Source organism: Acidovorax sp. GW460-11-11-14-LB4, from assembly GCF_059423685.1.
Window position 1 is genome coordinate 1 of record NZ_JBWKYJ010000042.1, and the last position, 11,545, is coordinate 11,545.

At 66.3% G+C, this 11,545-nt stretch carries 8 protein-coding genes and 1 riboswitch; of the genes, 4 read left to right on the forward strand and 4 right to left on the reverse strand.

Annotation, left to right across the window (positions count from 1 at the left end):
• A partial coding sequence (locus AC07X4_RS15205; protein ID WP_494740546.1) for a methyl-accepting chemotaxis protein occupies nucleotides 1-1,587 on the reverse strand: 1,587 nt, incomplete at its 3' end.
• Between the two features lie 193 nt (nucleotides 1,588-1,780).
• On the opposite strand from AC07X4_RS15205, the gene lpxC reads away from it, so the two are divergent.
• From lpxC to AC07X4_RS15225, 4 genes are all read left to right on the forward strand, one after another.
• A complete protein-coding gene (gene lpxC, locus AC07X4_RS15210) occupies nucleotides 1,781-2,704 on the forward strand; it encodes a UDP-3-O-acyl-N-acetylglucosamine deacetylase (protein WP_015012562.1) in 924 nt (307 codons plus the stop codon).
• Between the two features lie 12 nt (nucleotides 2,705-2,716).
• Entirely contained in the window at nucleotides 2,717-2,893 is a 177-nt protein-coding gene (locus tag AC07X4_RS15215; protein WP_015012563.1) for a hypothetical protein, read from the forward strand.
• Nucleotides 2,894-2,947: 54 nt separating this feature from the next.
• A riboswitch (TPP riboswitch) is annotated at nucleotides 2,948-3,071 on the forward strand.
• 148 nt (nucleotides 3,072-3,219) lie between these two features.
• Complete coding sequence (gene thiC / locus AC07X4_RS15220; RefSeq protein WP_494740560.1) at nucleotides 3,220-5,097, forward strand: phosphomethylpyrimidine synthase ThiC; 1,878 nt, start codon at nucleotides 3,220-3,222, stop codon at nucleotides 5,095-5,097.
• Between the two features lie 193 nt (nucleotides 5,098-5,290).
• Nucleotides 5,291-6,949: a methyl-accepting chemotaxis protein gene (locus AC07X4_RS15225; protein ID WP_056059188.1), complete on the forward strand. Its 1,659-nt coding sequence runs from the start codon at nucleotides 5,291-5,293 to the stop codon at nucleotides 6,947-6,949.
• A 66-nt stretch (nucleotides 6,950-7,015) separates the two neighbouring features.
• On the opposite strand, the gene AC07X4_RS15230 is transcribed toward AC07X4_RS15225, so the two are convergent.
• From AC07X4_RS15230 to gspN, 3 genes are read right to left on the reverse strand one after another with little or no spacing between them, the layout of a single operon-like run.
• Entirely contained in the window at nucleotides 7,016-8,404 is a 1,389-nt protein-coding gene (locus tag AC07X4_RS15230) for a GspE/PulE family protein (protein WP_056059185.1), read from the reverse strand.
• A gap of 13 nt (nucleotides 8,405-8,417) precedes the next feature.
• Nucleotides 8,418-10,700: a type II secretion system secretin GspD gene (gene gspD, locus AC07X4_RS15235; RefSeq protein ID WP_494740547.1), complete on the reverse strand. Its 2,283-nt coding sequence runs from the start codon at nucleotides 10,698-10,700 to the stop codon at nucleotides 8,418-8,420.
• Nucleotides 10,701-10,704: 4 nt separating this feature from the next.
• Nucleotides 10,705-11,517 (reverse strand): type II secretion system protein N, encoded by an 813-nt coding sequence (gene gspN / locus AC07X4_RS15240; RefSeq protein ID WP_494740548.1) that lies wholly within the window; start codon nucleotides 11,515-11,517, stop codon nucleotides 10,705-10,707.
• Nucleotides 11,518-11,545 lie beyond the last annotated feature (28 nt).

Below are 11,545 nucleotides of genomic sequence, written 5' to 3' on the forward strand. Positions count from 1 at the left end.
GGCCGGGGCGGGAGCGGAGGTGCTGCCGTTCACGCGGAACAGCGCCACCACCTGGGTGAGCTTCATGGCTTGCTCGCGCAGGCTGTCTGCTGCTGCTGCCGACTGCTCCACCAGCGCTGAGTTCTGCTGGGTCATCTGGTCCAGTTGGTTCACGGCGGTGTTGACCTGGGCAATGCCCTGGCTCTGCTCCGATGTGGCCGAGCGGATTTCTCCAATGATGTCTGTCACGCGTTGAACGCTGTCCACGATCTCGGTCATGGTGGCGCCTGCATTGCCCACCAGTTGCGTGCCCGATGCCACCTTCTCCACGGAAGCGTCGATCAATGTCTTGATTTCCTTGGCGGCTGCAGCGCTGCGTTGTGCCAGGCTGCGTACTTCGCTGGCGACCACCGCGAAACCGCGACCCTGTTCACCTGCGCGCGCTGCCTCGACGGCGGCGTTGAGCGCCAGGATGTTGGTCTGGAACGCGATCCCGTCGATGACGCCGATGATGTCGCTGATCTTGTTGCTGCTGGCGTTGATATCCTGCATGGTGGATACCACGCGGGACACCACTTCCCCTCCGCGCGCCGCCACGGCAGCCGCTGAAGTTGCCATCTGGTTGGCGGTCTGCGCGGAGTCGGACGTCTGCTTCACGGTGCTGGTCAGCTCCTCCATGCTGCTGGCGGTGGTTTGCAGGTTGCTGGCCGTGTCTTCGGTGCGGTGGGCCAGGTCGTTGTTGCCCTGGGCAATTTCCCCCGACGCCGTAGCAATGCTGTCCGTGGCCGACCGTACCTCGGTCACCAGCTTGCGCAGCGAGGCCACCATGTGCGCCAAGCCATCGAGCATGGAGCCCGGTGGGGCGGCAGGGATCTGGGCATCCAGGTTGCCTTCGGCCACCTCGGACATGATGGCAATGGCGTGGGTGGGTTCGCCACCAATCTGGCGCAACACCGAGCGCGACACCAGCAGGCCGATCACCCCCACCGCCACAAACACCGCCACCACCAGTGCAAGGCTCGACCACAGGGCCTGGCGCAGCATGGCATCGACGTCGTCCGTATACAGCCCGGAGCCCACCATCCAGTTCCAGCCGTCCACTTTGACGATGTACTGCAGCTTGGGCACGGGTGTCTGCTGGCCGGGGCGCGCGAACATGGTGGGCACAAAGGCCTTGCCGTCCTTGCTGCTGCGCATGCCGTTGACCAGCAGGCCGATGATGTCCACGCCCGAACCATCCTTGACCTTGCCGAGCATGTCCTGCCCGTCCCACTCGGTCTTGAAGGGGTGCATCACGCCCACGCCCTCGGTGGTCCAGATGTAGAAATATTCGGTCTTGCCCTCGGGTCCGCCGTAGCGTGCAATGCGCAGGGCGTCCTTGGCAGCCTTCTGCGCGTCTTCCACCGACATGGCGCCACTCGCGGCCTTGGCCTGGTAACCGACCACGATGCTGTGTGCGGACTGGACGGCGGTGGTCAGCAGGTCCTTGCGGGACTCGGTGATCAGTCGCCGCTCCTGTAGGAGTGACAGGATGGCCATGATCAGCAGCGCCGTGAGCGCGGTGCCGATCATGAGCATGACTTTCATCTTGAAACTGAGTTTGCTCATGGGAGTCTCCTGTGGGGCGGGTGTCGTGCGTTCATGTTGTGGTTGTTAAGGCCCTGTGTACCAAATTGTGCGGCGAACCATGGGACCTGCACAGTAGGTGAAAACGCGGCGGTAGCTCTACGTACGCGTCGCTTTGAGGTGCGACAAGACCTCGGCACGTGCGGGGCGGTGCCGCAGAAACTAAAATGCGCAGATGCTCCAGCAACGCACCCTCAAGACCCTGACCCGCGCCGTAGGCGTGGGTCTGCACAGCGGCCAACGGGTCGAGTTGACCCTGCGGCCCGCGCAGCCGGACACAGGCATCGTGTTCCGGCGGGTGGATCTGCCGCAGCCGGTGGACATTCCCATCCGTGCCGAGGCTGTGACGGATACGAGGCTGGCGTCCACCATCGCAGTGGGCAATGCCAAGGTGCACACGGTGGAGCACCTGATGTCGGCCTGTGCGGGGCTGGGCATCGACAACCTGTACGTGGACATCACGGCCGAAGAGGTCCCCATCCTCGATGGGTCTTCGGCCTCGTTTGTGTTCCTGTTGCAAAGCGCCGGGGTGGAGCTGCAGAACGCACCCAAGCGCTTTATCCGCGTCACCCGGCCCGTGGAGGTGCGCGAGGGTGAGGGTGCCAACGCCAAGTGGGCGCGCCTCACGCCGTACCACGGCTACAAGCTCAGCTTCGAAATCGACTTTGACCACCCGGCGGTGGACTCCACTGGCCAGCGCGTCGAGTTTGACCTGGGGCAAGGCAACTACAGCCGCGACATTGCCCGCGCCCGCACCTTCGGCTTCACCCGCGATGTGGAGATGATGCGCTCCAACGGCCTGGCGCTGGGCGGCGGGCTGGACAACGCCATCGTGATGGACGACTACAAGGTGCTCAACAGCGACGGGCTGCGCTACGACGACGAGTTCGTGAAGCACAAGATCCTGGATGCCATGGGCGACCTGTACCTCATTGGCAAGCCCCTGCTGGCGGCCTACAGTGCGTTCCGCTCGGGCCACGCCATGAACAACCTCTTGCTGCGTGAGCTGCTGGCCCAGCGTGATGCCTGGGAGGTGGTCACGTTCGAGGACGAGCGCCAGGCTCCCACCGGCTTTGCGCAGCCTGCGCGCGCCTGGTAGGGCCCGCTTGCCATGTTGATCTTTCGCTGGCTGGCCATGCTGCTGCTCCTGGCGGCGGCCGTGTCGTTCGCGTTTTACGCGGGCACCGGGCAGCCGCGCTACAAGCGCCTGGGGCTAGTCATCCTCAAGTGGACAGTGATTGCCGCCGTCTTTTTCTTCGCGGTGATCCTCATCGGCCGCCTGGCCTGATGTATCTGTTGATTGGGGGGCTCTGCTGCCCCGTTTTTCCTCTGCCCTATACTCGCGCCTGCTCCGGGGTGTGCTGATGCGCTGAGATGCGAGAGGCCTGAAGAAATTCAGGCCAGCTTGCGAACCCGACGAACTTGATCCGGTTCATACCGGCGGAAGAAGAGCCGACCTCCTTGTCCCCGTGCCCGCACTCCCTGTGGGCACGCCTTGCCTCAGGTGCTGCCATGCGCAGCCACCCGAGGGGCGCACAGGTCCATTCCGGAGCAGACCCACCGCCACCGGAACCAGGAGACCTGCCCATGAACGCCCCCGATCCCCACGCCACACTGGCTGCCCCTGAAAAGTTCGCCGAGCTGCTCGCACGCACCCGCGAACCCTTCCCCGCATCCCGCAAGGCCTATATCCCCGGCCATCTGCACACAGACCTGCGCGTGCCCGTGCGCGACATCGCGCTAACCAACGGCGAGCTGGTCAGCGTGTATGACACCTCCGGCCCCTACACCGATCCCAACGCCGTGATCGACGTGCGCAAGGGCCTGGCCAGCGTGCGCGGTAGCTGGATCGCCGGCCGTGGCGATGTGGAGCACTACGAAGGCCGCGCCCCCGTAGCGCTGGACGACGGCCAAAAGAGCGAAGATGCCACCCGCCTCGCCCAGCTGCGCGCCGAGGCCGCCGCCTTGCAGCGCAAGCCCCTGCGCGCCAAGGCGGGTGCCAATGTCACGCAGATGCACTACGCCAAGAAGGGCATCATCACGCCCGAGATGGAATACGTCGCCATCCGCGAAAACGGCAAGCGTGAGTGGATGGAACAGTACATGGCCGACGCAGGCCGTGAAAAGCGCCTGATGGGCAACCCGATGGGCGCCAGCATCCCGCGCATCATCACCCCCGAATTTGTGCGCGACGAAGTGGCCCGGGGCCGCGCCATCATCCCCGCCAACATCAACCACCCCGAGGTGGAGCCGATGGCGATTGGCCGCAACTTCCTGGTCAAGATCAACGCCAACATCGGTAACTCGGCCGTCACCTCCAGCATCGAAGAAGAAGTAGAAAAGCTCGTCTGGGCGATCCGCTGGGGCGCCGACAACGTGATGGACCTGTCCACTGGCAAGAACATCCACACCACGCGCGACTGGATCGTGCGCAACAGCCCCGTGCCGATTGGCACCGTGCCGATCTACCAGGCGCTGGAAAAGGTGGGCGGCGTGGCCGAAGACCTGACCTGGGCGATCTTCCGCGACACGCTGATCGAGCAGGCCGAGCAGGGCGTGGACTACTTCACCATCCATGCGGGCGTGCGCCTGGCTTACATCCACCTCACGGCGCAGCGGCGCACGGGCATCGTCTCGCGCGGCGGCTCCATCATGGCCAAGTGGTGCATGGCGCACCACCGCGAGAGCTTTCTGTACGAGCATTTCGAGGACATCTGCGACATCATGAAGGCGTACGACGTGTCGTTCAGCCTGGGTGACGGCCTGCGGCCTGGCTGCGCGTCCGATGCCAACGACGAAGCGCAATTTGCCGAGCTGCACACCCTGGGCGAACTCACGCAAGTCGCCTGGAAGCACGACGTGCAGACCATGATCGAAGGCCCGGGCCATGTGCCCATGCACATGATCCAGGCCAACATGACCGAGCAGCTCAAGACCTGCCACGAAGCGCCGTTCTACACCCTGGGCCCGCTGACCATCGACATCGCCCCCGGCTACGACCACATTGCCTCGGCCATCGGCGCGGCCATGATCGGCTGGATGGGCACGGCCATGTTGTGCTACGTGACGCCCAAGGAGCACCTGGGACTGCCCGACCGCGACGACGTGAAGCAGGGGATCATTGCGTACAAGATCGCCGCCCACGCGGCTGATGTGGCCAAGGGCCACCCCGGCGCTCGCTCGCGCGACGATGCGCTCAGCCAGGCGCGCTTTGACTTTCGCTGGCAGGACCAGTTCAACCTGGGCCTGGACCCCGAAACGGCCAAGGAATACCACGACGAGACCCTGCCCAAGGACTCGGCCAAGGTGGCACATTTCTGCTCGATGTGTGGCCCCAAGTTCTGCTCGATGAAGATCACCCAGGAGGTGCGTGACTTCGCCGCCCAGAAGGGCGTGGCCGAGGCTGAAGCCCTGGCCCAGGGCATGCAGACCAAGGCGGCCGAGTTCCAGAAAGGCGGGGGCGAGCTGTACATCCCGCTCAAGCCCGTGTGACAGCCGCGCAATAAGCGCAGCTACTGGCCCCGAGGATTCCCTGAAACAGGGCCCCGGGGCCGTGCTTACCCTGTGCGATGGACCGCCTTGCCCGGCATATAGTCCCGCCCACCCCCGGCCCAGAAGGCGGGGGGTGTGTGTGGCACCAAATTTGCTATGCTGGACTGTCTGTTAAAAAATGTAAGGAAGAGCCATGAATGCTCTCGGCCGCTTCTCCATCCGCACGCGTCTCTACTTCGGAACCGTCTTTTCCCTGATCCTTCTGGTCGTCATTGGTGCCATGGGCTACGTGGCCCTGGACCGAACGCGCGGCACGCTGCAGGTGCTGTTTTCAGAACGCGTGCAGACGCTGACCGACATGTCCGAGCTGCGCACCACCCTGGGTGACCTGCGCCGGACCGAAAAAGACATCATCATCAACTTCAACAACTCGGTCGAGGTCTCTGCCCTGCGCGAGTCCTGGGCCAAAACCCTGACCTCCCTGCGCAAGCGCCTGGCCGATGTGCGGCAAGTGCAGTCGGGCGATGCCGAGTTTGTGGCCTCGATCGACAAATCGCTCGACGAGATCAAGCAGTACGAAACCGGCATCTCACCCATCTTCGAGAAGATCGAGGGCGCGCAGCTTGACGGCGCAGGGGGCGGCGCCTACGCCGACCGCCTGAAGGTCCACATGGAAGCCACCGACAAGCTGTTCTCCAGCCTGGCGGGTTCGGCTCGTGCGCAGATGGACGAGGCCCGCGCGGGTGTCGAATCGCGCACCTCCACCATGGCCGCACTGATTGGTGTGGGCCTGGTGCTGGCGCTGGCGGTGCTGATTCCGCTCACGTTCTTCAGCGTGCGCTCCATCACCAAGTCCCTCGGACAGGCCCAGGAGCTGGCCGAACGCATTGCCAGTGGCGATTTGTCGCGCGATGTGGCAGCCATGAACCAGGACGAAGTGGGCCAGCTGGTAGGCGCCATGGGCCGCATGCAGGACTCGTTGCGTGATCTGGTGCGCCAGGTGCAGGACGCGGCGGGCAACATCTCCACCGCCAGCTCCGAGATCGCCAGCGGCAACCATGACCTGAGCCACCGCACCGAGCAGACAGCGGCCAACCTGGAAGAGACCGCCTCGTCGATGGAGGTGCTGACCAGCACGGTGCAGCAAAGCGCCCAGGCCTCGCGCCAGGCCAGCGACTTTGCCTCGTCCGCCGCCGAAGTGGCTGCACGCGGCGGCGCCGTGGTGTCGCAGGTGGTGACCACCATGGACCAGATCACCACCAGCTCGCGCAAGATCGCCGACATCACGGGCGTGATCGATTCGATTGCGTTCCAGACCAACATCCTGGCGCTCAACGCGGCGGTGGAAGCCGCCCGTGCCGGTGAGCAGGGCCGTGGCTTTGCGGTGGTGGCCAGCGAGGTGCGCAACCTGGCGCAGCGCAGCGCCGAAGCGGCCAAGGAGATCAAGGGCCTGATCGGTTCGTCGGTGGAGCGGGTTGAAGACGGCTCGCGCCTGGTGAGCCAGGCCGGCCAGACCATGACCGAGATCGTGAGCAGCGTGCGGCGCGTGTCCGACATCATTGCGGAGATCACCGCTTCGTCGGCCGAGCAAAGCGACAACATCGGCCAGATCAGCCAGTCGGTCACGCAGCTCGACCAGATGACCCAGCAGAACGCGGCGCTGGTGGAGGAGTCCACCGCAGCGTCCGAGTCGCTGCGCGAGCAGGCGCACCACCTCAATAGCGCGGTCAGCCAGTTCAAGCTGCAGGATGGCGCGACGGCATCCCCGGCGTTTAGCACCTCGGCACCCGCAACGCCCGCCGCACCTGCGATGGCCCAGGTGGGGCGCCGGCCCGCGCTGCAGATCCGGTAGTTTGAAGTGTTTTTGGTTGGTAGCGCTAGTGCTTCATGCGCTAGCAGCTATCAAAAACGTAGCAAATCAGTCCCGCGTCACCCGCAGCACTTCTTCGCGGCTGGTGATGCCGGCGGCAATCAGGCGTTCGCCATCGTCCCGCATCAGCGCCATGCCACCCGCCAGCGCTGCGGTGCGGATGTCGGCCTCTGAGGCCTGGTTGTGGATCTGTGCCCGGATCGCGTCCGTGGTCACCAGCAACTCGAACACGCCCGTGCGGCCGGTGTAACCCGTCTGGCCGCAGTGCTCGCAGCCTGCGCCGTGGCAGTGGCTGCAGAACTTGCGCACCAGGCGCTGGGCCAGCACGCCCAGCAGCGACGACGACAGCAGGAACGGCTCCACGCCCATGTCCGTCAGTCGCGTGACCGCGCTGGCGGCGTCGTTGGTGTGCAGGGTGGCCAGCACCAGGTGACCCGTGAGCGAGGCCTGGATGGCGATCTGCGCGGTCTCGAAGTCGCGGATTTCGCCAATCATGATGATGTCCGGGTCCTGCCGCAGGATGGCGCGCAGGGCCTTGGCAAAGGTCAGCTCGATCTTGCTGTTGACCTGGGTCTGGCCCACGCCCGGCAGCTCGTATTCGATGGGGTCTTCCACCGTCATGATGTTGTTGCGCGTGGCGTCGAGCCGGCCCAGCGCCGCATACAGCGTGGTCGTCTTGCCCGAGCCCGTGGGGCCGGTGACCAGGATGATGCCGTGCGGCTGGCCGATCAGGCCCTCAAAGCGGCGCAGGGTGTCGCCCTGCATGCCCACGGCCTCCAGGCTGAGCTTGCTTTCACTCTTGTCCAGCAGGCGCAGCACAGCGCGCTCGCCGTGCGCGCTGGGCAGGGTGGAGACGCGCACGTCGATGGCGCGCGTGCCCAGGCGCAGGCTGATGCGGCCGTCCTGGGGCAGGCGTTTTTCGCTGATGTCCAGGTCGGCCATGATCTTCAGGCGCGAGATCAATGCGGCGTGCAGCGCGCGGTTGGGCTGCACCACTTCACGCAGCGTGCCATCCACGCGAAAGCGCACGCTGCTGTGGCGCTCGTAGGGCTCGATGTGGATATCGCTCGCGCCGTCGCGCGCGGCCTGCGTGAGCAGGGCGTTGAGCATGCGGATGATGGGCGCGTCGCCGGCTGATTCCAGCAAGTCCTCGACGGCCGGCAGCTCCTGCATCATGCGCGAGAGGTCGGCGTCGCTCTCGACCTCGCTCACCACGGTGGCGGCGCTCGATTCGCTGTGCGAATAGGCCGCGCTGATGCGCTGGGCCAGGGCCGGGGCATCGAGCGCAAGCAGTTGCTGCACCGGGTGCTTGCGCAGCACTTCGGACAGCGCGCCCGCGTCGGGGCTGGGGCCGTGCCACAGCACCAGCTGGTGGCCGTCGTCCTCCAGCAGCAGCTGGGCGGTGCGGGCAAAGGCGTAGGGCAGGGGGTGGCGCATGGGTGGCGGCTCTTCAGCGTGGCGAGGTCTCTGCGGGCAGGGGCGCCAGCGGCTGTGCAGGCACGGTGGCGGCGCCGGGATCTGTGCGTTGTGGCAGTGCGGGCAGGATGGGTGCGCCCGACACCGACTTCATCACCACGCTGGGCGCGGGCTGGGTGGTCTGCTGCAGCGCGCGGATGGCCTCGTAGCGGTCCATCATCAATGCGTCGCTGGTGGCGTTGTCGCGCACCACAATGGGGCGCAGGAAGACCATCAGGTTGGTCTTGTTGCGGGTGCGGTTCTCGCTGCGGAACAGGTTGCCCAGCACCGGGATGTCGCCCATCACCGGCACCTTGTCCTGGCCTTGCGAGTAGCTGTCTTCCAGCAGGCCGCCAATCACGATGATGCTGCCATCGTCCACCACCACATTCGACTCGATGGAGCGCTTGCTGGTGGTGGGGCCGTTGGCGTTGCTCAGCGTGGCGGTGTCGATCTTGGAGACCTCCTGGTAGATCGCCATCTTCACCGTGCCGTTCTCGCTGATCTGCGGACGCACCTTGAGCATGAGGCCCACGTCCTTGCGCTCCACCGTGGTGAACGGGTTCACCGTGCTGCTGCCGGTGCTGTTGGCGTACGAGCCGGTCACGAAGGGCACGTTGTTGCCGATGATGATGCGCGCCTCTTCGTTGTCCAGCGTCATCAGGTTGGGGGTGGAGAGCACGTTGGCATCGCCGCTGTTCTGCAGGAAGTTCGCCAGCGCGCCCAGGTAGTACTGGCCGTTGATGCGCGGTGCGAGCGCCAGGTTCAGGCCCTTGCCCAGCGAACTGGCCGCCGTCGCGATGGAGGTGGTGGAGCCCGAGGCCAGGGCGGCTGTCACGTTCAGGATGTTGGCACCGGCCGCGCCGGAGTTGGTGCCGATCACGCCCACGGTGCCATCGCCGTTTTTGCCCAGAATGCCCTGCCACTGAATGCCGAACTCGGCCACCTTGTTGGCAGAGACCTCGACGATCAGGCTCTCGACCAGCACCTGCGCGCGGCGGCCGTCGAGCTTGTCGATCACGTCGCGCAGCTGGCGGTACAGCGGCTCGGGCGCCGTGATGATGAGCGAGTTGGTGGTGGGGTCGGCCTGGATCTGACCGCCGGTGGAGGGCTGGTTGTTGTTGGTGCTGCTGGTGCCCATGGCGCTGGTGCTGGAGCCCAGGCCGCCGCCGGTGCTGCTGCTGCCGGACGAGCTGCCGTTGGTGGACAGCATGCCGCCGGTGCTCAGCCCCGTGCTGGGTGCGGGCGAGCTGGCACCGCCACCACTGCTGGCCGCACCGCCATTGCCGCCACCCATGGCCGCCATGGCAGCGCGCAGGGTGGTGGCCAGCTTGGTGGCGTCAGCGTTCTTGAGGTAGACCACATGGATGTTGCCGCTGGCCGCGCTGCTGCCCGGCGCTGGGGCCTGGTCCAGCTGGGCCACCAGGGCGCGCACCTGGGCCACGCGGGCCGGGTTGGCGGCACGCAGGATCAGCGAGTTGCTGCGCGGCTCGGCGATGAGGGTGGTCTTGAACGCGGTGTCGGCCTGGCCGGGCGCGGCCGCGGCTGCGGCACCCCCGTTGGCGCTGCCGCCGTCGATCAGGCGCGACACCAGCGGTGCCAGGTCGCTGGCAATCGCGTTCTTGAGCGGAATCACCTCCACATCGCTGGCGTTGGACACATCCATGGCCGCCACGATGCGCGCCAGGCGCTGCAGGTTGTCGGCATAGTCGGTGATCACCAGCGAGTTGTTGCCGGGGTTCACGTTGATGGTGTTGTTGGGGCTGATGAGCGGGCGCAGCACCGGCACCAGATTGGCAGCGTTTTCGAAGTTGAGCTTGAAGATCTGCGTGACGATTTGCCCGCCGCCGGGCGCGCTGCCCGCGTTGCCCTGCACCACGCTCACGCTGCCGCCCTGCAGCTTGGCGTCGGCCTCGGGCACCACCTTGTACAGGCCCGCCGCCTCCACCACCGTGAAGCCTTGCAGGCGCAGCGCGGCCAGGAACTGCTGGAACGCGGCGGCAGGCGTCACCGCGCGCTCGGTCACGAGGTTGAGCTGGCCTTTGACCCGTGGGTCCACCACCACGTTGCGGCCGGTGATGGTGGCCATGGTGCGGGCCACGGCCTCGATCTCGGCGTTGGCAAAGTTGAGCGTGACGGGTTCGCTGGGGCGCACGCTGCCGGTGCGGGTGTCCACCGCCGTTTGGGCGCCAATCTGGCCACTGGCGCAGGTAAATATTGCGCTGACTGCTATGGTTTTGAGAGTGAAGCGCAGGCGTGGAGCAAACAGGAAAGTCATAGATTCAACCCACGGTGATGATGGAGCGCGCGCCATTGCGCCGTCCGATGATGTTCAGAAGATTGGACAGTGCGGCCTCCCGCTCGGGGGTGGCGCTGGCCTCGCCCGCAAAGCGCAGGCGGTTGCCCACCCACTGGCCGCTGCCGCTCAGTTGCAGGGCCCCGTCGAGGGTGCTGAGGGCGAGTGTGGGCACCTCGCCACCCTGCAGTACCAGCCGGTAGCTGCCCATGGGGCGCAGGGTGGACAGGCGTGAGGACATGGCCCGCGCATCCATCTGGACCTGGCCCGACAGCACCATGCGGCCAGCGGCCCATTGCGCCGTCAGCGCGCGTGTCTGCAGTGCCAGCTGTCCCTGCGGCTGCAGGGTGTTCCAGGGGGTGCCCAGGCCCGCCAGCAAGGCCGCGGGCCACTGGCTCTGGCCGTCGGCCACAGTGATTTGCGGGCCGGCCCAGCGCAGGTGCACCTGGGCCCGCAGGGGCTCGGGCGTGCAGCAGCCTGCGTGCAGTTGGGCGCTTAGCCCGCCCCAGGTGGGGCGCAGCTGCCAGTCCACCCGGCCGGGCAGGGCGGCGCTGTCTTTGCTGGCATTGCCGCCGGTCAACACCAATTGGGCCGAGCCGGTCCATACCGTGCCCCTTGGCTGCAGCAACAGCACCTGTCCCTGGGTGGCGCGGGCCACGCCGCCGGCCAGCCAGTGCGCAGGCGCAAAGGCCACCACGGCGGGCAGCACGCCGACCAGCGCACCGGCCCATGCCCAGCCCCACGCCGTGCGGGGGGCGGAGCGGGGGGCAGGGCGTGTCGGACGGAGGTTGCGGGCCACGGGGGGAATGTATTGTTCAGGTCAGTCC